Source organism: Methanofastidiosum sp. (genome assembly GCA_020854815.1).
GTDB lineage: Archaea > Methanobacteriota_B > Thermococci > Methanofastidiosales > Methanofastidiosaceae > Methanofastidiosum.
On sequence record JAHKLW010000061.1, the window covers coordinates 18,634 to 43,386 of the forward strand.

37 protein-coding genes and 1 pseudogene are annotated in these 24,753 nt (G+C 35.4%); 21 read left to right on the top strand and 17 right to left on the bottom strand.

Annotated features, from left to right (window positions below; translation table 11 throughout):
• Positions 1 to 63: 63 nt before the first annotated feature.
• A pseudogene (locus tag KO464_07805) lies at positions 64 to 572 on the bottom strand (nitroreductase family protein).
• Between the two features lie 106 nt (positions 573 to 678).
• Here KO464_07805 and KO464_07810 point away from each other — a divergent pair.
• Positions 679 to 972, top strand: a complete 294-nt coding sequence (locus tag KO464_07810; GenBank protein MCC7573280.1) for a DUF211 domain-containing protein — start codon at positions 679 to 681, stop codon at positions 970 to 972.
• Here the strand turns inward: KO464_07810 and KO464_07815 are convergent.
• Positions 969 to 1,259: a signal recognition particle protein Srp19 gene (locus KO464_07815; GenBank protein ID MCC7573281.1), complete on the bottom strand. Its 291-nt coding sequence runs from the start codon at positions 1,257 to 1,259 to the stop codon at positions 969 to 971. The genes KO464_07810 and KO464_07815 overlap by 4 nt on opposite strands.
• A gap of 62 nt (positions 1,260 to 1,321) precedes the next feature.
• On the opposite strand from KO464_07815, the gene KO464_07820 reads away from it, so the two are divergent.
• Entirely contained in the window at positions 1,322 to 1,522 is a 201-nt protein-coding gene (locus tag KO464_07820) for a hydrogenase maturation nickel metallochaperone HypA (GenBank protein MCC7573282.1), read from the top strand.
• Positions 1,510 to 1,683, top strand: a complete 174-nt coding sequence (locus KO464_07825; GenBank protein ID MCC7573283.1) for a hydrogenase maturation nickel metallochaperone HypA — start codon at positions 1,510 to 1,512, stop codon at positions 1,681 to 1,683. Before KO464_07820 ends, KO464_07825 begins: the two co-directional genes overlap by 13 nt.
• On the opposite strand, the gene KO464_07830 is transcribed toward KO464_07825, so the two are convergent.
• From KO464_07830 to thyX, 6 genes are read right to left on the bottom strand one after another with little or no spacing between them, the layout of a single operon-like run.
• Positions 1,680 to 2,846: a pyridoxal phosphate-dependent aminotransferase gene (locus KO464_07830; GenBank protein MCC7573284.1), complete on the bottom strand. Its 1,167-nt coding sequence runs from the start codon at positions 2,844 to 2,846 to the stop codon at positions 1,680 to 1,682. The genes KO464_07825 and KO464_07830 overlap by 4 nt on opposite strands.
• An 11-nt stretch (positions 2,847 to 2,857) precedes the next feature.
• Positions 2,858 to 4,231, bottom strand: coding sequence for a replication factor C large subunit (locus KO464_07835; protein MCC7573285.1), 1,374 nt, complete (start codon positions 4,229 to 4,231; stop codon positions 2,858 to 2,860).
• A gap of 7 nt (positions 4,232 to 4,238) precedes the next feature.
• Positions 4,239 to 5,186 (bottom strand): replication factor C small subunit, encoded by a 948-nt coding sequence (locus KO464_07840; GenBank protein MCC7573286.1) that lies wholly within the window; start codon positions 5,184 to 5,186, stop codon positions 4,239 to 4,241.
• 39 nt (positions 5,187 to 5,225) lie between these two features.
• Positions 5,226 to 5,915 (bottom strand): hypothetical protein, encoded by a 690-nt coding sequence (locus KO464_07845; GenBank protein MCC7573287.1) that lies wholly within the window; start codon positions 5,913 to 5,915, stop codon positions 5,226 to 5,228.
• Positions 5,916 to 6,368 carry a dCMP deaminase family protein gene (locus tag KO464_07850; protein ID MCC7573288.1) on the bottom strand — a complete coding sequence of 151 codons (453 nt, stop codon included), beginning with the start codon at positions 6,366 to 6,368 and terminating at the stop codon, positions 5,916 to 5,918.
• Positions 6,369 to 6,381: 13 nt separating this feature from the next.
• On the bottom strand, positions 6,382 to 7,101 hold the full coding sequence (gene thyX / locus KO464_07855; protein MCC7573289.1) for an FAD-dependent thymidylate synthase: 720 nt from the start codon (positions 7,099 to 7,101) through the stop codon (positions 6,382 to 6,384).
• 271 nt (positions 7,102 to 7,372) lie between these two features.
• Here thyX and KO464_07860 point away from each other — a divergent pair, with 271 nt between their 5' ends.
• The 5 genes from KO464_07860 to KO464_07880 are packed head-to-tail and all read left to right on the top strand — an operon-like array spanning position 7,373 to position 12,012.
• Entirely contained in the window at positions 7,373 to 7,636 is a 264-nt protein-coding gene (locus KO464_07860; GenBank protein MCC7573290.1) for a hypothetical protein, read from the top strand.
• Positions 7,637 to 7,671: 35 nt separating this feature from the next.
• A complete protein-coding gene (locus KO464_07865; GenBank protein ID MCC7573291.1) occupies positions 7,672 to 9,282 on the top strand; it encodes a carboxypeptidase regulatory-like domain-containing protein in 1,611 nt (536 codons plus the stop codon).
• 44 nt (positions 9,283 to 9,326) lie between these two features.
• Positions 9,327 to 10,721: an NAD(P)/FAD-dependent oxidoreductase gene (locus KO464_07870; GenBank protein MCC7573292.1), complete on the top strand. Its 1,395-nt coding sequence runs from the start codon at positions 9,327 to 9,329 to the stop codon at positions 10,719 to 10,721.
• The gene (locus KO464_07875; protein MCC7573293.1) at positions 10,718 to 11,524 is read left to right on the top strand and encodes an HAD-IIA family hydrolase; all 807 of its coding nucleotides are present in this window, start codon (positions 10,718 to 10,720) and stop codon (positions 11,522 to 11,524) included. The genes KO464_07870 and KO464_07875 overlap by 4 nt, the downstream gene beginning before the upstream one ends.
• Entirely contained in the window at positions 11,521 to 12,012 is a 492-nt protein-coding gene (locus KO464_07880; protein MCC7573294.1) for a hypothetical protein, read from the top strand. The genes KO464_07875 and KO464_07880 overlap by 4 nt, the downstream gene beginning before the upstream one ends.
• Here the strand turns inward: KO464_07880 and KO464_07885 are convergent, their stop codons facing one another.
• The 7 genes from KO464_07885 to KO464_07915 all read right to left on the bottom strand — a co-directional run bounded on the left by KO464_07885 (position 12,013) and on the right by KO464_07915 (position 15,759).
• A complete protein-coding gene (locus tag KO464_07885) occupies positions 12,013 to 12,561 on the bottom strand; it encodes a flavin reductase family protein (protein ID MCC7573295.1) in 549 nt (182 codons plus the stop codon). It lies immediately after the preceding gene.
• The gene (locus KO464_07890; protein ID MCC7573296.1) at positions 12,558 to 13,046 is read right to left on the bottom strand and encodes an adenosine-specific kinase; all 489 of its coding nucleotides are present in this window, start codon (positions 13,044 to 13,046) and stop codon (positions 12,558 to 12,560) included. Before KO464_07890 ends, KO464_07885 begins: the two co-directional genes overlap by 4 nt.
• A gap of 26 nt (positions 13,047 to 13,072) precedes the next feature.
• Positions 13,073 to 13,726 (bottom strand): ACT domain-containing protein, encoded by a 654-nt coding sequence (locus KO464_07895; GenBank protein ID MCC7573297.1) that lies wholly within the window; start codon positions 13,724 to 13,726, stop codon positions 13,073 to 13,075.
• Positions 13,727 to 13,856: 130 nt separating this feature from the next.
• Positions 13,857 to 14,408 carry a hypothetical protein gene (locus KO464_07900; protein MCC7573298.1) on the bottom strand — a complete coding sequence of 184 codons (552 nt, stop codon included), beginning with the start codon at positions 14,406 to 14,408 and terminating at the stop codon, positions 13,857 to 13,859.
• Between the two features lie 59 nt (positions 14,409 to 14,467).
• On the bottom strand, positions 14,468 to 15,172 hold the full coding sequence (locus KO464_07905; GenBank protein ID MCC7573299.1) for a hypothetical protein: 705 nt from the start codon (positions 15,170 to 15,172) through the stop codon (positions 14,468 to 14,470).
• Positions 15,159 to 15,386 carry a hypothetical protein gene (locus tag KO464_07910; GenBank protein MCC7573300.1) on the bottom strand — a complete coding sequence of 76 codons (228 nt, stop codon included), beginning with the start codon at positions 15,384 to 15,386 and terminating at the stop codon, positions 15,159 to 15,161. Before KO464_07910 ends, KO464_07905 begins: the two co-directional genes overlap by 14 nt.
• 181 nt (positions 15,387 to 15,567) lie before the next feature.
• On the bottom strand, positions 15,568 to 15,759 hold the full coding sequence (locus KO464_07915; protein MCC7573301.1) for a hypothetical protein: 192 nt from the start codon (positions 15,757 to 15,759) through the stop codon (positions 15,568 to 15,570).
• 321 nt (positions 15,760 to 16,080) lie between these two features.
• Between KO464_07915 and KO464_07920 the strand changes: the two genes are divergently transcribed.
• Positions 16,081 to 16,728, top strand: coding sequence for a DDE-type integrase/transposase/recombinase (locus KO464_07920; GenBank protein ID MCC7573302.1), 648 nt, complete (start codon positions 16,081 to 16,083; stop codon positions 16,726 to 16,728).
• Positions 16,725 to 16,895 carry a hypothetical protein gene (locus tag KO464_07925; GenBank protein MCC7573303.1) on the top strand — a complete coding sequence of 57 codons (171 nt, stop codon included), beginning with the start codon at positions 16,725 to 16,727 and terminating at the stop codon, positions 16,893 to 16,895. Before KO464_07920 ends, KO464_07925 begins: the two co-directional genes overlap by 4 nt.
• A 289-nt stretch (positions 16,896 to 17,184) precedes the next feature.
• On the opposite strand, the gene KO464_07930 is transcribed toward KO464_07925, so the two are convergent.
• Entirely contained in the window at positions 17,185 to 17,364 is a 180-nt protein-coding gene (locus KO464_07930) for a hypothetical protein (GenBank protein MCC7573304.1), read from the bottom strand.
• Positions 17,365 to 17,524: 160 nt separating this feature from the next.
• On the opposite strand from KO464_07930, the gene KO464_07935 reads away from it, so the two are divergent.
• From KO464_07935 to KO464_07985, 11 genes are all read left to right on the top strand, one after another.
• Positions 17,525 to 17,902, top strand: a complete 378-nt coding sequence (locus KO464_07935) for a hypothetical protein (protein MCC7573305.1) — start codon at positions 17,525 to 17,527, stop codon at positions 17,900 to 17,902.
• 17 nt (positions 17,903 to 17,919) lie between these two features.
• Complete coding sequence (psmA, locus tag KO464_07940) at positions 17,920 to 18,669, top strand: archaeal proteasome endopeptidase complex subunit alpha (GenBank protein ID MCC7573306.1); 750 nt, start codon at positions 17,920 to 17,922, stop codon at positions 18,667 to 18,669.
• Between the two features lie 5 nt (positions 18,670 to 18,674).
• The gene (locus KO464_07945) at positions 18,675 to 19,367 is read left to right on the top strand and encodes a ribosome assembly factor SBDS (protein MCC7573307.1); all 693 of its coding nucleotides are present in this window, start codon (positions 18,675 to 18,677) and stop codon (positions 19,365 to 19,367) included.
• 15 nt (positions 19,368 to 19,382) lie between these two features.
• Positions 19,383 to 20,063 (top strand): exosome complex protein Rrp4, encoded by a 681-nt coding sequence (locus tag KO464_07950; GenBank protein ID MCC7573308.1) that lies wholly within the window; start codon positions 19,383 to 19,385, stop codon positions 20,061 to 20,063.
• A 15-nt stretch (positions 20,064 to 20,078) separates the two neighbouring features.
• Complete coding sequence (locus KO464_07955; GenBank protein ID MCC7573309.1) at positions 20,079 to 20,807, top strand: exosome complex exonuclease Rrp41; 729 nt, start codon at positions 20,079 to 20,081, stop codon at positions 20,805 to 20,807.
• Positions 20,800 to 21,600 carry an exosome complex protein Rrp42 gene (locus KO464_07960; GenBank protein ID MCC7573310.1) on the top strand — a complete coding sequence of 267 codons (801 nt, stop codon included), beginning with the start codon at positions 20,800 to 20,802 and terminating at the stop codon, positions 21,598 to 21,600. Before KO464_07955 ends, KO464_07960 begins: the two co-directional genes overlap by 8 nt.
• 5 nt (positions 21,601 to 21,605) lie before the next feature.
• A complete protein-coding gene (locus tag KO464_07965; GenBank protein MCC7573311.1) occupies positions 21,606 to 21,860 on the top strand; it encodes a 50S ribosomal protein L37ae in 255 nt (84 codons plus the stop codon).
• 154 nt (positions 21,861 to 22,014) lie between these two features.
• On the top strand, positions 22,015 to 22,527 hold the full coding sequence (locus KO464_07970) for a hypothetical protein (protein MCC7573312.1): 513 nt from the start codon (positions 22,015 to 22,017) through the stop codon (positions 22,525 to 22,527).
• A complete protein-coding gene (locus KO464_07975; GenBank protein MCC7573313.1) occupies positions 22,509 to 22,931 on the top strand; it encodes a hypothetical protein in 423 nt (140 codons plus the stop codon). Before KO464_07970 ends, KO464_07975 begins: the two co-directional genes overlap by 19 nt.
• A gap of 24 nt (positions 22,932 to 22,955) precedes the next feature.
• The gene (locus KO464_07980) at positions 22,956 to 23,267 is read left to right on the top strand and encodes a hypothetical protein (protein MCC7573314.1); all 312 of its coding nucleotides are present in this window, start codon (positions 22,956 to 22,958) and stop codon (positions 23,265 to 23,267) included.
• 113 nt (positions 23,268 to 23,380) lie between these two features.
• Complete coding sequence (locus tag KO464_07985; GenBank protein MCC7573315.1) at positions 23,381 to 23,857, top strand: DnaJ domain-containing protein; 477 nt, start codon at positions 23,381 to 23,383, stop codon at positions 23,855 to 23,857.
• Here KO464_07985 and KO464_07990 read toward each other — a convergent pair.
• The gene (locus KO464_07990) at positions 23,844 to 24,698 is read right to left on the bottom strand and encodes a DUF2666 domain-containing protein (GenBank protein MCC7573316.1); all 855 of its coding nucleotides are present in this window, start codon (positions 24,696 to 24,698) and stop codon (positions 23,844 to 23,846) included. The genes KO464_07985 and KO464_07990 overlap by 14 nt on opposite strands.
• Positions 24,699 to 24,753 lie beyond the last annotated feature (55 nt).

Here is a 24,753-nt window from a genome sequence, read left to right on the forward strand (position 1 = left end):
AAAAAAAATTAAAATATAAGGTTATCCCATGGTGAGTTTTCGAAGAAAGGATAGAAAAAATTACTACCATTTGTTGTATCTTATTCTTTCTCCTTTAAATCTAGTGACAGGCTTTGGCATTTCTAGCGGGTATCCAATTATTACCATCGAGAGTGGCACTATATTTTCTGGGATTCCAAGTAATTTTCTAAATCCACTAGACCTATCTTCCAGTGGGTATATACCAGACCAAACAGCACCTAAGCCAAGGGCGTGAGCAGCAAGCAAAATGTTCTGAGTAGCAGCAGAACAATCTTGAACCCAAAATACTGGATACTTCTCTAGACTGGGATCTCCACAGATTACTATTGCAGCAGCAGCCTCTTTTGCCATAGGCGCGTAAAGACTTACCTTAGGGACCTCACTTAAATATTTTTATCGTCAATGACAACAAAATCCCAGGTTTGCTGATTTCTTGCAGAAGGTGCACTCATTGCAGCTTCCAATAATTTATCAATAACCTCTTTTGGTATCAATTTATCTGTAAATTTTCTTACACTTCTCCTTGTGCGGATTGCATCTAGGGCTTCCATCTAAATTCCTCCACCAATTATTCTAATTCTAAACTTATAAATCTAATTTCAATAAATACCGAAACTATTATAAAAGTCAATATATTCAATAAACTTTGGTAGATTTATGAGTTCAATTAGGGTTATAGTTCTTGATGTTTTAAAACCCCACAAACCAATACTCCCAGACTTTGCAAACAAACTAGCTGAACTTCCTGGGATTATAGGTGTAAATATCTCAGTCGTTGAAATTGACCAAAAAACTGAAACAGTCAAACTTTCAATACAAGGGGACTCAATTGATTATGAACTATTAAAAGAAGAGATAGAAAAACTTGGAGGCACTGTACACAGTATAGACAAAGTCGCCGCAGGAAAAAGGATTATTCCTGAAGTAGAGACTTTGCAGGACAGATCTTAATTTCCGCCCCTATTTTTTCTTATCTCTTTTGATATTTTTTTAAGTATTTCATTTTTGGAGAATTTTTTCTCAACTATAAATCTTCCAAGATTTCTCTCATCTCTTCCCTGATCTTTGGGATATCTTGAGGTCTTTTGAACCTCATGAGTTATTCCAATAGTATCAAGAGCTTTTTTAATCTCCTCGAATTTTGGATGGTCCAATGCTAGATTTTTTGGAAGTTTCCTGCCGCCCTTCTTTGAAAAATTTTTATCAAGATATGCCGGCCATATTATGTAACCCTTCAAAATAATCCTCCTAAGCTTTTAAATACTCTTTTGGCAGAATATAAAAGTGTATTGGTGAATCTATGCATGAACTTTCTCTTGCCGATGGAATGCTAAAGACTGTTCTTGACGCTGCTCAAAAAGAAAAGGCCAAGAAAATCAAATCAATTAAACTAGAGATGGGAGAGATACTTCTAGTCAATACAGAACAGCTTACATTCTGCTTTGACATAATTTCTAAAGGGACTATGCAGAAGGAGCAAAGCTTGATATCAAATTTTTAAAGCCAAGAGTTCATTGCAATAAATGTGGCAAGGAATTTAATATTAGTTCTGAAAATGATTTTCCAATACTTCAGATGGTATGTGAGTGTGGGTCAAATGATGTCACTATTCTCTCCGGAAGAGAGTTTAACATAAAGTCTATAAAAATTGAAGAGGATTAAAATTTAGAAAGAAATCTTTCCATCCTGTCACATGCCTCATTGATCTTATCTTTTTTAAGAGGATATGCAAGTCTTACAAAATCATCTGAGTACGGACCAAAAGCTGAACCTGGTACTGTGACCACTTTTTCTTGATTTAAGAGTTTCTCAGAGAAATCTTCTGACTTCATACCAGTGCCAGAGATGTTCATGAAGAGATAGAATGCACCTTCAGGTTTCATTGCACTAACCCCTTTCATTTCTTTAATTCTACTCAAAAGGAGATTTCTTCTATCTTCAAATTCTTCCCTCATCTGATCAACAAAGTCTTGAGGCCCCCTAAGAGCTTCTAGCGCACCAAATTGAGCAAAAGTATTATTGCACACGGGACCGTACATGTGGAGTTTTAACATTCTATCAAGGAGGCTTTCGTCTTTTGAGCATAGGTACCCAACTCTCCAACCTGTCATAGAATAAGTTTTTGAAAATGAGTTCACAGTTATAACATTGTCTTCCATACCATTAAGTGATGCAATGCTGACATGTTTTTTGCCATCGTAGATAAGATTCTCATAGACTTCGTCAGATATTACTTTTAGATTGTATTCTATAACTATGTCTGAAATCTTTTCTAAGTCACTTTTTTTGATGACTGAACCAGTAGGGTTTGAAGGAGAATTCAGTATTAATAGTTCTGTATTTTCAGTTATTTTTTCTTCTAATAGGTCGGGATTCAATATAAAATTTTCATCTTCTTGGCATTCTACTTCGATTGGTTTTCCTCCAGAAAGCATAACTGTCGGAACGTAAGCAACAAAAGCTGGCGAAGGAACAATAACTCCATCTCCAGTTTTAATTGAAGATTGAATTGCGAGGGATAGAGCTTCTCCACCACCAATTGTCACAATAATTTCGTTTTCAGACACATCCACACTGTTCTGCTTTTTCATTTTTCCAGATATTGCCTGTCTCAATTCTAAAATTCCAGAATTTGGAGAATAGTAAGTTTTTCCCTCTTTAAGAGCTTTAATTGAAGCTTCAACTATATTAATCGGTGTATCAAAATCAGGCTCTCCTATCCCAAGACTTATTATCCCTTCCATGTTCTGTGCAAGATCAAATAATTTTCTGATCCCCGATTTTGGGATCCTGTCCAGCGACGATGATATAGAATGTTCTGGCATATTCTCTTCCTCTAAAAGTCAAAAAGTGTTTTTTGTTGATTCTTTTGCTTGTCCTCTTTCTCTTTTTCCGTTTCCTTTGGGAGTTCTTTTTCAGTAGCTTCTTTCTTGGATTCTAATCTTTTTTCATTTGCTATTGGAACTGCCTCAATTTTCTCCTTTTTTTCTGGCTGCTTTAAAAGCTCTTCTCTTGCCAATTCAATTTTCCTATAATTCTTACCATCAATAAATTTAATCTCTTCCATATCAAATTCGAAAAAGTTTGATATAAGTGCCCCTTTTTTAGAATTAAGGAATAACGCCGATATCATGGGTAGGTAGTTTCTTGCAACTTTTCTAGAACAATGGCACTTTCTCCCAATCTTATCAAGGATTTTCTTCTTTGCCTCTCTAGACTTTTTTGAAGATCCTAAGACCTGAAAATATTTTGGAGGGGAAAATGGGATGTACCTCGATTCAGTTACCCCAGCAACAGAAACACCGCCAGTCATAAGGTCTGATGCATATTTCCACATGGAATAATTTCTAGTATTAAACGCCCTTTTCAAGTAGATATCTGAAGTTGATAGAAGTCTCATAGCCTCAAGTAGCTCTTTTCCTTTGTATGCCTTGGGGGTGTTTTCGTCAATCCAAAGAAGAAGCTCATCTGGTTTTTTATCAACATCAAAAAAGTCTTTTCTGACATCAATTGAGTTTGACATGTAAAGTTTTGACAAAGCCTCAAATATGGATGCTTCTGTGTCCCTAGATCCAACTAACTTCTCATCACCTTTTATCAATTTCCTACCTAACGAGTCAAGGTCATTAATCGCTGCCCGCATATCCCCTGTCGATTGTTCTGCTATTTTCATCAGAGTTTCATCCTCTACTTGAATGCCTTCGGCGACAGCTATCTCTTTTAATCTAGCAAATACAGTCCTCGATTGAAGTCTTTTGAACTGTACAAGTTTACAGTTGTCTCTTATAGATTGAGATACTTCCCAGTAGCTGTTTGCGGTAAGAATGATCGGATTTTGTGTATTCTTTATTATCTCAAGTAAGGCTTTTGACCCTCCAAAATCTTCCTTGCCGTGAATATTATCTGCCTCATCTAGCAGGATTATTTTCTTGTATCCAAAAAGAGTCTTTGAAGTAGAGGCATTTCCAACTATCCTGTTTAGTACAGTTTGGTCTCTTTTATCGCTGGCATTTAACTCTATTAAGTCATATCCAAGCTCTTTTGACAATACTTTTACCATAGTAGTTTTGCCGCTACCGGGTGGGCCATAGATCAAGAGTGCTCTTTTTTCCGTGCCCCAGGTATTTATCCATGCTAGGATATCCTTTACAAGTGCCTGTTGACCTTTTATTTCAGAAAAATTTTTTGGAAAGTATTTTTCAACAAGCATATTATCGTTATCCTGAGGAAAGATTGGCTAGAAGATATTCAAGCTGGATAAATTCATTTGCCCCCTGTACAAGCCTGAAATCCGCCTCACCTATCATCTCAACAATTCTAACTTTTTCTTTGTCAGAAACTTCTAAATTGAAAGTCTCTCTATGCATCTGCATTATTATATCTTCACCGGACAATCCCTGCCCCAAAAGAAGTTCCTGAAGTATTTTTCTTGATGAAATGAAATCGCCGGACAGGGCGACTTTCATCATGTTTTTTATTTCTTCAGGTTTCGCCCTTGATGAAACCTGATAGACTAAACTTTCTGTTATAGAGTCGCCTATACCTGATGAAGACTGGAGGGCATTGATTGCCTTTCTCATGTCCCCTTCAGAAACATAGGCAATAGCATTAAGTCCGTCTTCCTTAAGATCAATATTTTCTGCTTCGGCTATCTTCTCAATCATGATCTTTACAGAATCAGTTGACAATGGACCGAATCTGAATACTGCACATCTAGATTGTATCGGATCAATAATTCTTGATGAGTAGTTACATGAAAGAATGAATCTGCAGGTTGAAGTATAGACTTCCATAGTTCTTCTCAAAGCATTCTGTGCATCTGAAGTAAGTGCATCAGACTCATCCAAGAATATTATCTTGAAATCTCCACCTATCGGTTTAGTTCTTGCAAAATCTTTTATTTTTTCTCTCACAACATTTATGCCCCTTTCATCAGAGGCGTTTGTCTCTTGAAAATTCTGTTTCCAATATTCTCCAAAAATTTCCTTTGCAAGTGCTATAGCAGCTGTCGTTTTCCCAACACCTGGCGGCCCAGCAAATAGCAAGTGGGGCATCGATTTCTTATCTACATATGATTTAAGTCTCCTAATTATAGGGTCTCTTCCAACAATATCGTCAAGCTTTTGGGGCCTATACTTCTCTGTCCAGGGTTTTTCAAACTCCATCACATCACAACCAACTATTATAATTAAAATATTTAAGTCTTATTGGATATTTCCTATAAGACCTTCTATATCTGAGTTAGACTTATACTCTTTTAAAAGTGTCTTAATTAAATCTTCTTTAAAATCAAAGATTTTCTTTATTCTTTGCCTAACAAGACAGTCTGATAGGAAGCACATCGATAAAAATGAGGTGACATTTTTTGGTGTATTTGAGAAATGAGCCTTTTCAAAGTCGATTATAACATTTTTCCCCCCACAAATAACGTGCTTTCCCCCTTGAATCTGTCTATGATTTATTCCAGCAAGATCAAGAGCATTGCATTGTCTTGAGATATCAAAGATATCATTTTTATCAAATTTTCCCTCAATTAGTAGATTTCCCTCTATATATTCCATTATAATGTAATTATCCTCATACCCGTATACCTTTGGCCCAACTCCATGTTCGTTGGCCTTAATTAAATAGAAAGCTTCTTTCTTAAGTGAGCCTTTTCTTTCAGAATCAGACCTTTCAATCTTGATTGAAACTTTTCTGTTTTTATAATTGCCCAAAAAAACAATTGAGGTGCTTCCTTTACCTAGTGCTCTATCACATCCAATTTCAACTTTGCCAAAAGAGTAGACATCCTTGACACCTTTTTCAAACAAAGACTCGTTTAGCAATGAGGACCTCTCAAGAGAAAACGATGGGTAATCAATAGACCTTATGTCGTTTAAGGTAGATTCCATCTAATCAGTTAAGAGCAATTTTTTTACCCTGACACCAGCATCCCTTATCATGCTCATTTTTATATCATTGTCAAGGTCATAATCTCTTGCATATACTATTTCTTTCACGCCTGCGTTTATCAGGATCTTTGTACAGGACATGCATGGAAAATGCGTTGAGTAAACAGTTGAATTTTCAGTTGAAACACCATGTATTGCAGCTTGGATTATTGTATTCTGTTCTGCATGAACACCTCTGCACAGGTGAGATTTTTCAAGAGATCCAAGAGTCTGCCTCAGACAAGTTTCTTCTGAACAATGAGGTAGGCCCCTTGGAGCACCATTGTAACCAGTAGATATGATATAACCTTCTTTGACTAATACCGCACCGACATGCTGTTTTATGCAGGTTGATCTTTTCTTGACTAGTTCTGCAATACTCATAAAATATGTATCTATATCCATCCTTACCATAAAAATCACGCTATTAATTAAAAAATTCTTTAATAATTATCCTTCTTTCATCGCTATTTTTTTCCTCAAACAATTTGTAGCAACCGCAAGAAGATCTACCCTCTGTACATATGCCTTCACTGATACATTTTGGCCCTGCAGACTCAAATAACGCCGGTGAGACTTCGAGGACTTGATACAGCATTTCCCAGGCCATATCTCTAATCTCCCACTGTGCTCTGTTGCAACATCGGAGATTAAAGAAATGCAGCAACTCTCTTGCATTCATTGTCATCACAAGATTAGTCTTTGTGGCATTTGGGAGTACAAATCTTGCATCTTCAGGAGCTATTCCTAATTCAAGCAGTTTCTTGTAGCCCTCGGTATTATAATTAATACTTTTTTTGAATATGTCCTCTGCGACTTTGTTTTTCTTAATCGATGGAGGCGTAACAAATGGAACATCATCCATCTTCACATATCTCTGGCTTTGTTGGGTGAATGAAGCTATTCTATGTCTCACAAGTTGATGTGAACACGCCCTAGAAATGCCCTCTATAGAAAAAGTAAAACTTGCATGCTCAATAACTGAGTAGTGGCCATATCCAACAACCCTCTGAATCCTCTTTTTTGCATTATCTGCATCTATTTCACTCAACATATCGGAAGGAGTTCCTTCCTTCATTGATGTAAGAGCTGCTACAGCACACACTTTTTCAGGGTTTCTGGTATGCTCTAAAAGAACAACTTTCATTATACCGAATTGTGCCAAATATTATATAAGATTAAGCATTTATGATTAGATACATATATTACAAAATACTTTATTGTATAATGGTAAATATTGATTATCAATAGTTTCATAGTATTTAAATAATACTCTCAATAATTTGAAAGGTATTAAGCTATTTTTAGTTATAATTTGTAATCATTTTGGAACATTGTTATATATTATCGATATCGAAAAGCTTATAAACTGGTAACTATATATTGATTATCAGCTACTAAAGGATAGGTGAAGTGTTATGAATATTGTTGAAAGAGGAATTGAAAGGCACACAGATAAGCCCTACACAGTTAGGATACTTGTCGAAAACCTAACCCTTGACACAATAAGCCCGGGAACAATTCCAGGGTCTGTAAACGTAAAAACTTACGACTCCGATCTTGGAACATACCTTGAGCTTTCTGGTGACGCAAGGGATGTTATTGAGTGCGAAACAAGAATAGTAGAGATGGACGATACTATTAAAGTAAAGGACGTCAGAAAAGTATTTTCCGAGATTTAATTTTTTTATTTTAATTAATAATCTTGAGGAGAACAATGCTGGGGAGAAAATCAAGGATTGTCATTTTATCAATATTAATATTGGTAATTCTGGCCCCAGCTACTTGGGGCGCCACCAACAAGAATTTTCTATTTAAAGTTGCCAGTGTAAATGGTACTCCAATACAAGATGCAGAAATCAGAATGTCCTTACAATCTGATCCAAATTATCAAAGATCAGGAAACTCAAATTCAAGAGGAGAATTGCTTTTTGAGAATATAGCAGAAGGAACCTATTCGGTTACTATTTCAAAAAGTGGATTTGTGACAATAATTGAAAATGTAGATATCGCTTCTATTGACTCAAAGACATTCTATCTCAGACATTCAGGATTCAAAATAATCTCTGGGCAAGTTTATAGAGACGCAAACGACAACAAGATATTTGAAACAGGGGAGGCTGGAATAGACAATGCAACTGTCAAAGCCACAAATGTAACTACAAATGAAACATTTTCTGTTAATACAGATGAAAATGGACAATTTAGAATTGAAATTCCTGACGCACAAAACTATAGAGTCATAGTTTCTTATTCCACTTCGGAGTATGAAGTACCCAATACCGTTACGCCCATGGACACTGTTGATTATTCAATAATGATTCCTTTAATAATAAAAGGAGAAGTATACGGCAAGGTAACAACTGACGACGGCACTCCTTTATTTGCTATACAAGTTTTTCTAAAAGGAACAAGCGTAACTTATACTTCTACTGATCTTGGAGGATTCTTTAGATTCTCAGTTAAACCTGGAACTTATTTTGTAGAAGTTGAGTTCATGGATTATGAAAAATATACAACTGAGCCTTTTAATCTTGCACAGGAAGAACAAAAAGAAGTTACAGTTGTTCTATCAAAACAAAAAGGCACTCTTACTTATGAAATTAAAACAGAAGACAATAAGGCTTTATCTGAAGTTGATGCCGAGATAATACGAACAGGAAGTGGGGTGTCAATTGAAAAGATTACTAAGGCCAATGGAACAATACAGCTCCCTCCTGGGGTCTACACCTTGAAGGCTGATGCAAAAGGGTATGAACCTTCTGAAGTTACCTTTGAAATTACCAAAGCGGGGATTGCAAGGTCATTGACATTAGAAAAAGCAAATGGCGCAGTTAAAGTTTCACTAAAGGACTCAAAAGGCAACCCAATAAGTGGAGTTTCTATTCTAGTAGATGGACAACAAAAAGGTACCTCTGATAATTCTGGTACACTAGTAATATCGGATCTTCCTCCAAAAGAATATCAAATTACAGCTTCTTCAAATTTATATGGAAAAGTAACACAAGTCGTGAAAGTTGAAGGTGAGACTGAAAAAGAAATTAATTTAATTTTATCATCTAATTTATTAATTCAAGGATTACCTATTATTATAATTGCTGCATTTTTCATCATAATTGCTTTATTAAAGATGAATGTAAAACACATTGGACGTCCGAAAAAGACATTTGAAAAGCTACCGACACAAGAAGTACAGTCTCAAGTATACCCTCCGGAAATTCAACAAACACAGGATGTAGCAGAATCAAAACCGGCGCCAATCAAAAAGTCAAAACTTAAGACAAAAAGACCATTGAAAGGACTTCCAAAAAAACCTTCAAAAAAATAAAGTAATCCATAAGCTTTTTAGTTTATACTTCTAATCTTAGTTATATGAAGAAAAAAGTTGTTATAATCGGAGCTGGACCTGCAGGTCTTTTTTCCGCTTACAAACTTTCTAAAAGCGATAAATTTGACATTATTATCTTAGATAGAGGCAGGGACGTTGACAAGAGAAAATGTCCACTTGAGCATACAGGTGCGTGTGATAACTGCAATCCATGCAATGTATTATATGGGGCTGGTGGCTCAGGATGCCTCTCAGATGGAATACTAAATCTAAGGCCAGACATAGGTGGAGATTTAGAAGAGCTTACTGGAAAGGCAGACAAAGCAATAAATTTGGTGAACGAAGTTGATTCAATTTTTTTAGAGCACGGTGCTCCAGAAAAACTTTTCATTGGCGAAACAGAAATGATTGAGAATTTACAAAGAAAATCTGAAGCCTCAGGGATCAAATTTATACAGATACCTCAAAGACATATAGGAAGCGATTATACTCCTGTAGTGATAAACTCTGTCAAAAAATATCTCGAAAAAAAAGGAGTGAAATTTGTATTAATGGCAGATGTCAACAAAATAGAAAAAGTAAAACAAAGATACACTACTACATATCTGCAAGAAAATACTTCACATAAAGTTGATTCTGAGTATATCATTGCTGCTCCAGGCAGGGCGGGTTCTAGTTTTTTGATGTCACAAATTAATGAACTTGGTATCAAAGTAGATCATCAACCAATAGATATTGGAGTTAGGGTCGAAGTATCCAAAGTTCTAATGAAACCAGTAATAGAGGTTAATAGAGATCCAAAGTTTCATATCTATTCTGAAACATATGATGATTTTGTAAGAACTTTCTGCACAAACCATGAAGGATATGTAATGAAAGAGCAGTACGATGGATACGTTGGAGTAAATGGACATTCAATGAGAGATATAAAATCTCAGAATAGTAACTTTGCTTTTCTTTCAAGGGTTACACTGACATCACCTGTTGAAGATACAACATCATATGGTATATCGATTGCAAAAATTGCCACAGTTCTTGGTGGTGGTGAACCCCTAGTGCAGAGATTTGGAGACTTAAAGAGAGGCAGAAGATCCACACCTGAACGAATTAGAAGAAGCAACATAAAGCCTACACTTCTATCGGCTACTCCAGGGGACATAGCCATGGCATTACCCTATAGAATAGTCACAAATTTAATTGAATCACTTGAAAGACTGGATAATGTACTTCCGGGAGTGGGAAGTGATTCAACACTTCTTTATGCTCCTGAAATTAAATTCTATGGAATAAGGGTAAAAGTGGATTCATCAATGGAAACTAATTTACCAAATCTTTTTGTTGCTGGTGATGGAGTTGGACTTTCACGAGATATAGTAAATTCTGCAGCCACTGGGGTTCTTGCGGCGGAAGGAATACTAAAGAAGGAGAGCAAACCTTGAAAGCCATCCAATATATATTCATGGATATAGATGGAGTTCTTTATAGGGGAGAACACACTATTAATGGGGCTAGAGAATTTATTGATTATTTGATTGAAGAAGGAATAAAATTTATTTGTGTAACTAACAATTCTGCCAAAACACCTGCTGACTATTCAAAAAGATTGAAAGACATGGGCATAAATATAGGAGAAAATCAAATAATAAATTCTGGTGTTGCTACTGTCGAATTTTTGAAAGATACATTCCTAAAAGAAAAAGAAAACTTAAGTGCATATGTGGTTGGTGGCGAAGGTTTGGTATCGCTCATAGAAAATTCTGGGATAAGACTAGAAGAGATTAATCCTGATCTAGTAGTTGTAGGGTGGGATATCAATTTCACATATGAGAAGATGAAGAAGGCATTCCTTGCAATCCAAAAGGGTGCAATATATATAGGAACGAATCCAGATATGACTTATCCCTCGCATGAGGGTATACTCCCTGGGTGTGGTGCAATTTTATCATCAATAACATCTGCCAGTGGCGTTGAACCAATAATAATAGGGAAGCCCAAAACTTTAATTATGGAAATGGCAGCCAAAAGAATTTCATCAAAAAAGGAACAAAGCTTGATGATTGGGGATAGGATTGATACAGATATTTTGGCTGGAAGAAACTTTGGCATTAGAACTGCACTTGTCTTAAGCGGTGTTGTTGATAAATCAGAAGTATCAAAATCCCGTATTAAGCCAGATTATGTCTTTGAAGATATGATGGATTTATATCTTAATTTAAAAAAATCTAGAAAGGTGCAAAAATGAAATACAATAAATTATTAGTTTTATGTTTGATTCTAATTTTTTTACTACCTCTATGTCTCAATACATCTCTTGACAACTGGAATACAAGCATAAAAGTTGCAAATTTAAGATTATCAAAAGGCATAGAATATTACAACATCTCTTCAAACGCTTATTCAATTCAAGATATGGACAACGTTATCGTTTATGCCGACAAAGCTATACTAGAGTTTTCAACAGCCATAATAGCCCTTGAGAATGCAATGGGCGAAGCCCAGAAATCAAAAAAAGACTGGTTGATAATTTACACTAATTACTATCTAAAGAAAGTCCAATCTCTAAAAAACGCAGCTGTTGAGATAAAGATTTTGAAAGAGTATTATCAAAATGGTCAGGAAGATGGAATTGTTCAATCAATGAATAATATAAGACAGTATGAAAATGAGTTCAAAGAATATGACCTCAAGATGGAGGACATAAAAAGAGACCACATATCGGAATTTCAGTAACTACTCTCTTTTCTTTTCAACTATTTTTTCAGGATAGGTAAAATATGGCCCCCCAAGATGATTAATGAATTTTACCTTTTCGATATCAACACAATCTTTGTACAAGTCCTTTTCGATTTCACAATGGACTATCTCACCAATAAAGAGGTAGTGATCACCGCACAAGATTGAATCGACGACCTTGCACTCAATAAAAGCAAAGCATTCTTTAATTGAAGGACAAGATACCTTTTTTCCTTTAACTTCTTTTAGCTTAAATGCTTTAAACTTATCAATATTCCTCCCACTTTCAGATCCGCATTGTAGAACTTTATCTAAAAGTCCAATTGAAGGAATATTTATCGTAAATTCTATAGAATTTCCAATTAAGATATGTGAAAGTTTCTTTGTTGAAAGTGAGATTGAAACAAGCGGAGGAGAATGGGAAACTGGGCTAGTCCAGGCAGCAGTAACAATATTGGACTTGCCTTGGTATTTTGAAGTGATTAAAACTAGTGGTCCGGGATTTAATAACCGGAGCCCGTTTAGATTATCAATTCTAATTTTCATTCTATCTTGTATCCTATTTTTTCCAAAAAATCTCTTCTTTCTTTCTTTTCGTTTTTGTCTTCAATCTTCTCGGCAGAACTTCCATCAACAACACCTATAACGGAACTACCGAGATTAGTTTTAGCCACAATAACTTGGAAAGGATTTTCACTGGCTCCATACACAGTACATACGGAAGGGTAATTTTTTATGTTATTTAATACATTAATAGGAAAAGCGCCCCTCATCATTATAACGAATATATGTCCCGCTCCTATCTTCAAAGCAGCATTGGCAGCAAGTTCCTTCAGGTGTTCATCGTTTCCTGCAACTCTTGTGAGTTTAGGCGTGGCTTCATTCATTGCAACGCCAACCTTAATACTTGCAACACAGGTCAGAAGGGTTCTTGCAAGATCATCAACAGTATATATAGAAAAGTTCCCTTGACCAACTACAAACTCAACACCTTCGTCCTTCTTTATGTCAATAACATTTATTTCCATAATATCTACCTTTTTCAAATATTAAAGATTTAATCTATACATCTATTGAGAGCTTCGAATGCAAGTACCATATCCTTCTCATCTACGACAAAAATAGTATCCATAAAACAGCTCATAGTTTCAATAACATTTATTCCAACAGAGGAAAGATTTGAAGACAGATAGGATACCACCCCAGGGGTATTCCCAATATCCTCTGGACTCTTTACCGATATTTCAACTAGATTTTTAGATACTCTCAATACATTCTCTTTACCTATAAGATTTGTAACATCCTCAAGATAGTCTTCAAGTAAGATTAAGGTTATACCTTGGGAGCCTTGGATAATATTGATTAGATAGCCCTCCGAAAGAGTCTTCTTTAGCACTGGTTCAAGTTTCATGAAAACATGCCACCCAGGTTTTAAAGTAACAGTAGCAACTTTTGTCTTTATGTTGATCCTACTCTTCTTAAGAATTAGTTTAATTTTTTTCTCAAGAAAATTTTTTTCTTTTTGTAACTCTTCAGCATATCTTCTTGATGCTATAAGGACCGCAACCATATTGTCTATTTTGTATTCTTCCATTATCATCCGTGAAAGGGCAGAATAATTTATGATTCCATACTTAAGACAGTCCATTATAGAGGGATGTGCACCTATATATTCTCTAACTATTTCCGCAATGCTTTTTTTGTCTTGCACAATTATTATTTGTATGATACTATATTTAAATGTTCTGAATATGGGTTCTTATGCAATTTCGTGACCTAGACTTTTATAAAATTAGCTTATGCAAGTCGAAGTCTCTTTGAAAATTTATTGCAAAAAGTCCTTAGTCTAACCCAAAATTGTCTTTCATAAATTTTCTTATTTCTTCGTAGCATTGATAAAATGTTTCTCTTGGTACCGCAATATCATTATTACTAAGAATCTTAATATAAGATATTATAGTATTCGCATATGAATTTGGAACTTTATTACTCTCTTTTTTTAGATTATTTGAAGATTGTAAGATTCCATTAACATAAACTTTTGCAGTTAATCCCAAACTAGATTCAACTTTAGCGTCAGTATGTCTTGAATCCATTTGAGTTGTTTTATAATGTCTAAGGTCACTCGAAAGTTCTGTTATCTTTGAAGTTGCAGTATTATTTTTTGATTTTTCATCATAATTAAATAAATGGTCTTCTTTTGTAACAAGTTCCTTGTATTTATCATGCTTTAATTTTTCTCTCATAGAATAAACTATTTGAGAAAAAGCAAATAAGTTATACAAATCTTCTTCAGCATTACCTGTCGGACTGTCTATATGTTCTTTTGAAATCTTTAACATTTTCCAATACAAAGGTATTTCGTATTTTCTCTCATCTGAAATATCTTTCATCCTTTGTCGGTAGTAAGAAAGTTAGTTGGTGCTACAATCTTAACCACTATCGACGGACTTTAATCCATTGGACTTTCTTCAGTAGTAGGGAATGGATAAGACTTAAAAAAGTTTTTCAATTTATCTTGTAAATATTGAGGTTGTTTTTCTATCTGATATTTTTTACAAAATAAATAATTTGGTGGGAATCCTACTATGTTTTCAGGCTTTAGTACCTGTATACCAGATTCTAAAAATTTTTGTTCTAATAAATGTATATCTCTGGTTATAAATGTATCAGCATTACATTTCTTTGCACATTTTAATTGGATAGCATCTTCCAAAGATATTCCTAATTTTGGGGATAAATCAAACGCTTTGTGAAATTCATCGTCTGTTAGAGACTCAACATAAAAATGTTTTTTATATATAAGAATATTTTTTGCACTTTCTGATCCATCAGTGTTACTTTTTTCACAACGATTACTTACCGCCGACAGAGCTATATCGATAGTTTGTTGACTAATAATTCCAATAAAATCTTTTTTGATAATTTTATTAATAAGTACAGTACTTCCATACCATAAAGGATACCCATCATCACAGTATCTCAGTTGTACCGAGTCTAAAAAACAACATACATCTATAAAAATTCTTTTTGGCTCGAACTTTTTTATTGGATTAATTTTTCTATTACATTTAACAAAATTAGGCAGTAATCCAGTTTCTTTGAAACTATCAACTTTTATTAGTTCCTTTAAAAAATCTGGATTACCTGTTGTCAATCAAATATCCTCCCTTCATTAGAACAGGAAACAACGTTTTTACTCCAGTATAACATGCTTCCTGCGTTGGTGCAAGGGCAAAAATTTCTAGGACTAATGGGTCTAAAGACTCCAAAAAATTTTTATATTCTACTTCATCCTCTACGAAATCTGCGGTGTCCTTCAATATGCGGGATATTAAGATTTCTTTCTTGTTGTCCGTTTTTGCCACCATTTTAATTACCTCTACTTAAAACCTCTAGGTATAACCTTTTTAAGGTTACCCATTACATTTGCGTTTTTTCTCATAAAATTTCCTCCTTTTTTCTTTATATTATTATCTATTTTACGGTATAATTTACGCCGTAAAGCTTAAATACTAGAAAGTTCTACTATTTTATGGTGCTACAATGGTATTAACCACAAACAGTAGAATGATTAGGGGCTATGCAATAATAGCCAAAGGGGACGAGCCAATCTTGGTAAGTTCTGACGAGTTTAAAATCCACTCGCAAAGTGGAAAAGGATATTATTTGGTAAGGCACGGCTACAAGATATGGACATGCAACTGTCCCGACCACTTTTACAGGCGTATAGAGTGCAAGCATATCAACGCCGTCAAGTTCTGGATGAAACTTAAAAGTAGGCTTGAAGATGAGGCAAAGGCACGGATCTTCACACCAGAGACGGACACAGAAACTAAATGCCCGAACTGCAACTCCACAAACTTAGCAAAGAAAGGATTTAGAAAGAATAAGAACGGCATGAAGCAGATGTACCAGTGCAAGGAGTGCAACAAAAGATTTTCAGTCGATGACGGATTCAAGTACAACACAAGCGACCAGAGGGTAATAACACTCTCACTCGATTTATACTTCAAAGGTCTATCACAGAACAATATAACACAGCACTTGGCGCAGTTCTACAACGTGACGGTCAATCAGTCCACAGTCTCACGATGGATAAGAAAGTACCTAACCTTGATTTCAGACTACACAAAGACACTAACTCCCGACGTATCGGGCATGTGGGCGATAGACGAGATGGCCTTGAAGTGCAACGGCGAGTGGAACTGGCTCTGGAACTTGATGGACACCGATACACGCTTTTTGATAACATCAATGATTTCAGAGGGCAAGACTAGGGATGTTGACACTGCAAGACTACCACTCAAAGAGGCAAAGCAAATCACAGGCACAACACCAGACATCTTAATTTCTGATGGATTAAACGCATACAAAGAGGCAGTAAGAAAAGAGTTCCAGATGCACAGAAAAGGTGACGGTAGGAACACTACACACATCAGGGAAATAGCAATCACGAACAAGGAACGAAACAACAACAAGATAGAAAGATTGCACGGTTCAATGCGACAGAGAAACAAGGTGCAGAGAGGGCTAAAGAATATCGAACCATCAAAGGATTTTGTTGACGGCTTCAAGGCGTACTACAACTTCATACGACCCCATCAAGCCTTGAACGGAAAGACGCCTGCACAGATGGCGGGTATTGAGCTAGGTCTTGACGGCAACAAGTGGGAAGGATTGATTAAGCAGAGTGTGAGGGTAAAAAGATGAGTGAAATAATATCTAAAGTAGCAAGGTCAAAGAAAGAGTATAAATCCCTTAGAACTACAGTACCATCTGAAATAAGCTTCTATCTAGGGCTTGAAGATGGCGACAGTATAGTTTGGGAAAAGAAAGAAGTTGAAGGTAAGAAAGTTATTGCCGTAAGAAAGCAGTAACTTTTATTTTTTATTTTATTTCTTAGTAAATTATTTAAGGAATAAAAATTAATTTTTTATATGAAACATAAAACAACTTTTTTTGAAGTGATTTGGCTAAACATTATATTTGCACTAATTTATTTCTTTGGTGTAGTAAAACTTTGTTTTGAATTTGTATTGAGCTGGTTATTTAAAACAGAAATAAAATTAGACTTCTTGAGTTTTATCGTTACATTAGTCACTAAATATAATCGTATCATAATTGTAGTTTGGATATTCTTTTGTTTAGTTTATCTTTATTCGTATATCAAAGATAGTCCAACACATACAAAAAGAGTGTAATTACAAGCAAAGCTACTAGAAGCCACCCTAAAATTAGGCTGTCTACCCCCATACAAATAAACAATCCTAAAATACTTACTCCTGTTATTATATGCAATCTTTTTCTTTTTGATTGTTTAAACCATATACCAGATATTTTTTCCATATTTATCACTCTCCAGTTTTAATCAATTTTTTAGAAACACATTTCAGACCTCGAAATGCATAATCCGAAGAAATTTTATTGCAAAAACGGTAAAAGCCTCGAATTTGCATAAGAACCTGAATATGCCTATATTGAATAATTATACCAAAATCCTTAAATTATGTTTATTATAACTATTTTTGTTGTTTTTATGTCAATAAAAAATCCAAAGACTCTTAGAGAAAAGACAAGATATGTCAGTTTTAAAATAGAAGGGGGGAAAGACTTTAAAAGAGAGGACCTAGTTAAAGCTATCTGGAATTCAGCCATTGATTTTTTAGGAGAGTTTGGTGCTTCTGAAATAGGTCTTTGGGTTAAGGAGTATGATGAAAGTAATAGATATGGCATAATAGAAAGTAATATAAAATCATTGTACAAAGCTATATTTATACTATCACTTACTAAATCTGTAGGTAAAGAAAAAGTTAATATATTGCCTCTTTGTGTATCAGGAACTATAAAGGGGTTAGAGAAAAATATTAAGTCTAATGTTAATTAGTTTATGGAGGTAAATACATGGCATTTGTTCCACCCGCATCTGGTTATGACCGGGCAATCACCGTTTTTAGTCCAGATGGAAGTTTGTATCAGGTTCAATACGCTGGCGAGGCAGTAAGAAGGGGCGCCACCGCTATAGGTATTAAATGTAACGAAGGAGTTGTCCTTTGTGTTGACAAGAGAATCCCTTCAAGGCTCGTTGAACCGGAATCATTTGAGAAGATATTTCAAATAGATGATCATCTTGCTGCAGCTACTTCAGGAATAATAGCAGACGCAAGAATACTTGTCGACAAGGCAAGAATCGAAGCGCAGATTCATACATTAAGTTATGATGAAAAGATGTCTGTAATGATGCTGGCAAAGAAGATTGGAGATTTAAAACAGATGCACACACAGTATGGCGGATTAAGGCCATTTGGTGCTTCTTTGATTCTTGCAGGTATCAATTCAGAAGGGCCTCAGATATTTGTAACTGAGCCTTCAGGTGCCTATCTTGAGTGGAAAGCTACGGCAATAGGCGCAGGAAGATCCGTTGCAATGGAAATATTTGAAAAAGAATATTCCCCTGAAATATCAATTGAAGATGCAATTATACTTGCTTTGAGAGCCCTTAAAAAATCAATAGAGGGGGATTTAAGCAAGAGCAATGTCGAAATGGCCGTAATAAGCATGGAAGATAAGAGATTTAAAAAAATGAATGAAGATACATTAAATCTCTATATCGAGAAAGTTAAAGAGATAAAAGAAGAGGAGGATAAGGAGTAGATTGTTTGATATCTCTAGATGATGCAGTTACTGCAAAACTCAAGTACCAAGGGGAACATTTTGAGATATTAGTTGATCCCAAAAAGGCCCAAGAATTTAAGGGAGGAAATGAAGCAGACGATTTCCTCGCTACTAATTTTATTTTTAAAGATGTAAACAAAGGAGATAAAGCATCTCCGGAGTCTCTTAAAAAAGCATTTGGTACAGATAATGTAACTGAGATTTCAAAAATTATCCTAAAGAAAGGAGAAATACACCTTACTACCGATCAGAGAAGGGCAATGATGGAAAATAAGAGAGCCCAGATCATTTCATATATATCGAGACATGCAATAAATCCTCAGACAGGCCATCCACACCCACCACAAAGAATAGAAGCTGCTCTAGAAGAGGCAAGAGTTCAAATAGACATGTACAAGAGAACTGAAGACCAAATAAAGCAGATAATTCATTTATTGGCCCCAATTCTACCTATTAAGATTGAAAATAGAAGAATTGGCGTAAAAGTTCCTGCTGAACATGCACCCAAAACAATGGGATTTGCAAAGTCTCTTGGTACTATTATTAAAGAGGAATGGGGAAGAGACGGCTCTTGGATGTTTGTAATTGAAATACCGGCCGGATTACAAGATGACCTTTTCAATAAGTTGAACAGTGCTACAAAAGGAAACGTTGAGACAAAGATAATGGATAAATGATACGGAGAGATAATATTGGAATTTTTAGTAAAAGACAGATCTATTGTCACGCCAGGTATGGCTATTGCAAAGGGCCCTTTTAGATACGAATATGGAATTGATAAATTCGAGGATACGATAATATCTTCTGTCTTAGGAATAGTTTACATTGAAAACGAAAATGTTAAGGTAGTTCCACTGGAAGGCAAATATATGCCAAAAAGGGGAGACGATGTAATTGGAACGGTTGTAGGCATAAATCCTCTTAGTTGGGATTTAGATATAAATGCTCCTTATTTAGCCAATCTTCATGTCCAAGATGCTTTGAGGTATGTCAAAGATACTTCAAATCTTGAAAGGATATTCAAAGTAGGCGATGTAATATATGCAAATGTGAGAGATGTCGGAGAATCTTCAGACATTGTTTTGCAGTCAAAGGAAAGACCTTATGGCAAAATGAAATGGGGGAGAGTTGTAAAAATTCATGCCACAAGGGTACCCCGAGTAATTGGTAAAAAAGGATCTATGATTAAATTATTGAAGCAAATGACCAAATGTGAGATTATGGTTGGCCAGAATGGCAATATATGGATCAAGGGCGAGAGACAAATGGAAGATGTTGTTGAGAGAGCCATTCTGAAAATTGACAAAGAAGCCCACATACCAGGACTAACAGACAGAATAAAAAAAATACTTGAAGCTGAATTATCAAGATAATATTAGGTGTTATATATGGAGAAAGACATAAAGTTCTTTACTAACGGCAAGAGACTCGATGGACGAGCCGTAGATGAATTGAGAAATATAAAGATTGAAGTTGGAGTTTTCAAAAGAGCAGATGGCTCATCTTACATTGAATGGGGCGGAAATAAGATTTATTGTGCTGTTTATGGCCCAAGAGAAGCTTACCCAAGATTTCTTCAGAAATCTGACAGGGCCATACTGAAGTGCAGATATAATATGGCTTCATTCGCAGTTGAAGAGAGAAAAAGACCAGGCCCAAGCAGAAGGGGGGTAGAAATAGGCAAAGTAACACAAGGTGCATTAGAACCTGCTCTGTTACTAGAAAATTTCCCAAAATGCATGGTTGAGGTTAATATTGAAGTTGTCCAAGCAGACGCTGGAACAAGATGTGCAGGAATAACGGCTGCATCTGTTGCACTTGCCAATGCAGGCATACCTATGAAAGAATTGGTACCCGCATGTGCGGCTGGAAAAGTTGACGATAAAATTGTATTGGATCTCTGTAAAGAAGAGGATAACTACGGTCAAGCAGATTTGCCATTGGCACTACTTCCAAGAAGAAACGAATTTAGTCTTTTACAGATGGACGGAGACCTATCAGAAGAGCAGCTTGAAGAAGCTTTAGACCTCGGTAGGAAAGGATGTCTTCAAGTATATGAAATTCAAAAGGAAGCACTAAAGAAAAAATACATAACGGAGGATGTGTCAAATGAGTAGTGTTCTTTCAGATATCAAGAAAGATTATATGATAAGCCTCTTGAAAAACGGCAAACGTGAAGACGGGAGAGGCCTTAATGACATGAGAGATCTAAAGATCGAACTTGGCATTATAAACAAAGCCGAAGGATCAAGTTTTGTCCAGATTGGAGATACAAAGGTAATTGCCGGAGTTAAGTGTGACACTGGAGCACCATTCCCTGACACACCCAATCAAGGTGTTTTTACAACTAACGCAGAATTGATTCCAATGGCATCCCCTGATTTTGAGGCAGGCCCCCCAAGGGAAGACTCAATAGAACTTGCAAGAATAGTTGACAGAGGAATCAGGGAATCAGGCGCCGTTGATTTCCAGAAATTAGTTATTAAAGAAGGAGAACTTGTTAGAGTTTTGTTTGTTGATATACACATAATGGATTACAACGGAAACCTATTCGACGCAGCTGGGATTGCAGCTATAGCAGCTCTTCATAACACCAAAATGCCAGTATTAGACGAAGAAGGGAAGAAAACAGAAGAACTAATGCCTCTACCTATGACTAAAATCCCTATACCTTGTACATATGCAAAAATAGCAGATTCAATATTATATGATCCCTCAATGGAAGAGGAAAGTGTAATGGATTCAAGAATAACTGCAACCACTGAAGACAATGGAAGAATCGCCGCAATGCAGAAAGGGGACGTAGGAAGCTTTAAAAAAGAGGAGATTTTAGACATCGTCAGACGATCAAAGGTAAGGGGCGACGAAGTAAGGTCCCTTCTAAAAGAAAAATTTTCTGAAATGAGGTGATGTTCATGGCAGTTTCAAATAAATCAAGCAGTGCCGGAAGATTTGGGCCAAGATATGGTAGAAAAATTAGAGTTAAGATTTCTAACATCGAAGCCCAGATGAGACAAAAGCACAAGTGCCCACAATGTGGAAGAAAATCTGTAAAAAGGATAAACACTGCAATATGGCAATGCTCAAAGTGTGAGACTACATTTGCTGGAGGCACATATCTCCCAGATACGCCAATGGGAAGGGTTTCACAGAAAGCATCTGTAAAGTAGGAAGTGAGTAAGTGTATAAATGTATTGAGTGTAAAAGAATACTCACCCCGACGGAACTTGAGGATATAAGGGGAATTAAATGTCCCTACTGTGGTAACAGAATATTCATCAAGATGAGGCCTGAAATGGCAAAGACAGTCCCAGCTCGTTAATTATGATGTTAATCTCAACTTCTAGAAGGCCATCAACAAGGACTAGATCTTTTGTTAAAGAGCTACTAGGAGTTATACCTCTTTCTTTTCAGATCACAAGAGGTAAAAAATCTATTGAAGAATTAAAAGATATTGCTGTTCTTAAGGGTTGCAGAAGATTGATGATAGTAGAATCAAAAGATGGTAATCCTTCTGCACTTTCTTTTATGTATATTGACAAGAAAGATTGGAAATGGCTAGGCGTCATAGATATTTCTGTTTCTCTTAGAAGAGAAATGAGCATAAATAATAAATTAGATTCCTTTGATGACGATCTACCCTTACTTATCCAGGGTGATAAGAGTGAATCTTTTGATTTCATGAAGGAGATGTTCTTCTGTCAAGATTATGAAGGTGAACAAGAAGGTCCCGTTCTATTGTGGAATGGAGATTATATCAATTTCTTAAGGGACGATATTTCAAGTTCTCCTATTGGCCCTAAAATTAAAGTATCAAAATGGAAGCGTTTAACCTGACGGCAGTAACAAGAAATAAATCCAGAGGGGTCCGTGCGGAATATGAAGTCAAGAAATATCTTCTTGAAAATGGATATTTTGTCTTTAGCAAAAGAGTGAGCCAAAGCGGGCCAGACATCATAGCCATAAAGGATGAAAAGGTAATTGTAATGGAGGTCAAAAACACCAAACTTTCATGTATCAAAATCAAGAACTCACAAATCAATTCGCTTTTAGACACGGCAGCTGAAATATCAAAGAAGACCGTCCTTTATCCAAAAACAATTCTTGCAGTGAAGTTTTCTTCAAAAAAGCCAGGATGGACCTTTATTTTAATTAAAAATCAGATTTATGAGGATAAAATTATAAGAAAAGAACAGGAAAATCTATTAGAATTAAGCAAAGGCTTAAAAAGTTTTATTTAACAGTTAGGTAAAAGAGAGGGTTAGATGCAAGGACAATCAAACACATTTTATTCAAAAGGATCTAAAAGATTCAAACAAAAAATATATTCGAGAAAAACTAAAAAATTAAACATGGCAAGAGTTTCAGATTTCAAATGGGACCTGAACCAAATATTGAATAAAATGCCTGAAGATAAAGCTGGCCTAATCCGTGGACCTTTATACGCCAAAGCATCAAAAATAGGTTTTGACGAAGCTAAAAAGTTCTTAAAGGACAAGGAAGACGAAGGATTAATAGACAAGGACATTGCATTTGATATTTTGAGAGTCCTGACCAAATATTCAAAATTTAGATAATCTTTTTCTTAATATCTCTATACCTTGATTAATGAAAGATTTTTGAGGTAATAACTTTATATTGCAAGATGTTCTTAGAATACAAATATTAGATATGAGGGTTTGATGATAAGATGTCATACAATCCAAAAAATGATTACTACAAAACTGTAGGAGAAATTGAGCCATCATCTACCGTTCGTGAGATCAAGAAAGCTTATCGGAAAAAAGCCTTAGAATACCACCCGGATAAAAATCCTGGAAAAGAAGAATGGGCCAAAAACAAATTTCTTGAATTAAAAGAAATTTATGAAACTCTCCTAGATAAAGAGAAAAAAGCAAAATATGACAAAGAAAGAGAGAAATATCTATCTGTTAAAAAACCTGTTAACTATGAAGGCCGTTCTGGGTGGACATATACTACAAATGTTGACATAGACTCTTTAGGAATTGATCCTATCCAAAGAACATTTGTTAGGAGTAGGCCTACTGTAGTCTATGACTATTCAAAAAATTCAAAACAAATCCTTATTAGAGTCATTGTTTATTCTGCCACGTTTATCATGGTTTTAGCGACGATATACATGCTGATGATCCTTAGGCAATTATAGCCTTCTTTTCGATGTACTTTTCCACCATCTTTGCATTCAATAGTGGTAGTTTTAATTTTATTAAAGTTTTTTCTGCAGCAATTCTCTTCAAGATATCTTCTGCATTTTTGTCTGAAGATATTCTTTCCAAGCTAGAAAGAAATTCTGGAGAATTTAATTTTGAAAGTGCATTGGCAATGTCTTCTTCTTTGAATCTGCCCTTGTTTGGTATTATATCCTCTACAAGTCCATCAAGGGATTTCATATCAAACTTCTCTGACATGTAGTCGTAGATTTTGTTATTGAAGGATTCCCTTATTGAGAGAAGAAGCATAGCTATATCAAAATCCTCCGTTAATTCGTCAATTTCCATTCTCTTAACGCACTTCCAACCACTATAGTTACCAAGAAAATGAATCATCTGCTTATCAGAACCGGCCTTGCTTTCTTTGTCCTCAATGGGATTCTGTCCGAGATAATTATCGAGGACATCAGGTGTAAGTCTTTCAATCCCTAGCTTTTCCAACATCATTTCAGTAAGCATTCCCTTTGCAATGTCTTTAGCTTCTTTTATCTGTGCAATTTCTGATAATTTTTTAGTTGTTGTAGGCGATTTTGCTTTGTAAAGGGCTTTAGAAATAGTTTTTTCGTCCCTTACTATTGAATCAACAATGTCTTGTATATACTTTATATTAAATCCCTGGCCCAAATATTCAAATATTTTTTCATTAAATGATTCCCTTATAGAGAGTAATAATCTTGCAATATCAAGTTTTTCTTTTCCATCAAGGGATTCAAAACTTTTGTAACACTTCCATCCCTTGTAATTACCAATAAACTCAACCTTTTCTGGTAGAGGCATTATATCACCTAACTTCTATTGTGTAGAGGATACTTAAAAGTATTTACTGAATTAA

What these genes read in the sequence shown, in the direction of transcription:
- KO464_07850 (MCC7573288.1), bottom strand. Translation starts at nt 6,368, where the DNA reads ATGGTAAGGATGGATATAGATACATATTTTATGAGTATTGCAGAACTA.
- KO464_07970 (MCC7573312.1), top strand. Translation starts at nt 22,015, where the DNA reads ATGATGTTAATCTCAACTTCTAGAAGGCCATCAACAAGGACTAGATCT.
- KO464_07865 (MCC7573291.1), top strand. Translation starts at nt 7,672, where the DNA reads ATGCTGGGGAGAAAATCAAGGATTGTCATTTTATCAATATTAATATTG.
- KO464_07900 (MCC7573298.1), bottom strand. Translation starts at nt 14,408, where the DNA reads ATGAAAGATATTTCAGATGAGAGAAAATACGAAATACCTTTGTATTGG.
- KO464_07955 (MCC7573309.1), top strand. Translation starts at nt 20,079, where the DNA reads ATGGAGAAAGACATAAAGTTCTTTACTAACGGCAAGAGACTCGATGGA.
- KO464_07860 (MCC7573290.1), top strand. Translation starts at nt 7,373, where the DNA reads ATGAATATTGTTGAAAGAGGAATTGAAAGGCACACAGATAAGCCCTAC.
- KO464_07925 (MCC7573303.1), top strand. Translation starts at nt 16,725, where the DNA reads ATGAGTGAAATAATATCTAAAGTAGCAAGGTCAAAGAAAGAGTATAAA.
- KO464_07915 (MCC7573301.1), bottom strand. Translation starts at nt 15,759, where the DNA reads ATGCTTGCACTCTATACGCCTGTAAAAGTGGTCGGGACAGTTGCATGT.
- psmA (MCC7573306.1), top strand. Translation starts at nt 17,920, where the DNA reads ATGGCATTTGTTCCACCCGCATCTGGTTATGACCGGGCAATCACCGTT.
- KO464_07910 (MCC7573300.1), bottom strand. Translation starts at nt 15,386, where the DNA reads ATGGTGGCAAAAACGGACAACAAGAAAGAAATCTTAATATCCCGCATA.
- KO464_07975 (MCC7573313.1), top strand. Translation starts at nt 22,509, where the DNA reads ATGGAAGCGTTTAACCTGACGGCAGTAACAAGAAATAAATCCAGAGGG.
- KO464_07885 (MCC7573295.1), bottom strand. Translation starts at nt 12,561, where the DNA reads ATGAAAATTAGAATTGATAATCTAAACGGGCTCCGGTTATTAAATCCC.
- KO464_07840 (MCC7573286.1), bottom strand. Translation starts at nt 5,186, where the DNA reads ATGGAGTTTGAAAAACCCTGGACAGAGAAGTATAGGCCCCAAAAGCTT.
- KO464_07985 (MCC7573315.1), top strand. Translation starts at nt 23,381, where the DNA reads ATGTCATACAATCCAAAAAATGATTACTACAAAACTGTAGGAGAAATT.
- KO464_07845 (MCC7573287.1), bottom strand. Translation starts at nt 5,915, where the DNA reads ATGGAATCTACCTTAAACGACATAAGGTCTATTGATTACCCATCGTTT.
- KO464_07960 (MCC7573310.1), top strand. Translation starts at nt 20,800, where the DNA reads ATGAGTAGTGTTCTTTCAGATATCAAGAAAGATTATATGATAAGCCTC.
- KO464_07820 (MCC7573282.1), top strand. Translation starts at nt 1,322, where the DNA reads ATGCATGAACTTTCTCTTGCCGATGGAATGCTAAAGACTGTTCTTGAC.
- thyX (MCC7573289.1), bottom strand. Translation starts at nt 7,101, where the DNA reads ATGAAAGTTGTTCTTTTAGAGCATACCAGAAACCCTGAAAAAGTGTGT.
- KO464_07980 (MCC7573314.1), top strand. Translation starts at nt 22,956, where the DNA reads ATGCAAGGACAATCAAACACATTTTATTCAAAAGGATCTAAAAGATTC.
- KO464_07835 (MCC7573285.1), bottom strand. Translation starts at nt 4,231, where the DNA reads ATGCTTGTTGAAAAATACTTTCCAAAAAATTTTTCTGAAATAAAAGGT.
- KO464_07870 (MCC7573292.1), top strand. Translation starts at nt 9,327, where the DNA reads ATGAAGAAAAAAGTTGTTATAATCGGAGCTGGACCTGCAGGTCTTTTT.
- KO464_07880 (MCC7573294.1), top strand. Translation starts at nt 11,521, where the DNA reads ATGAAATACAATAAATTATTAGTTTTATGTTTGATTCTAATTTTTTTA.
- KO464_07935 (MCC7573305.1), top strand. Translation starts at nt 17,525, where the DNA reads ATGTTTATTATAACTATTTTTGTTGTTTTTATGTCAATAAAAAATCCA.
- KO464_07965 (MCC7573311.1), top strand. Translation starts at nt 21,606, where the DNA reads ATGGCAGTTTCAAATAAATCAAGCAGTGCCGGAAGATTTGGGCCAAGA.
- KO464_07930 (MCC7573304.1), bottom strand. Translation starts at nt 17,364, where the DNA reads ATGGAAAAAATATCTGGTATATGGTTTAAACAATCAAAAAGAAAAAGA.
- KO464_07830 (MCC7573284.1), bottom strand. Translation starts at nt 2,846, where the DNA reads ATGCCAGAACATTCTATATCATCGTCGCTGGACAGGATCCCAAAATCG.
- KO464_07990 (MCC7573316.1), bottom strand. Translation starts at nt 24,698, where the DNA reads ATGCCTCTACCAGAAAAGGTTGAGTTTATTGGTAATTACAAGGGATGG.
- KO464_07810 (MCC7573280.1), top strand. Translation starts at nt 679, where the DNA reads ATGAGTTCAATTAGGGTTATAGTTCTTGATGTTTTAAAACCCCACAAA.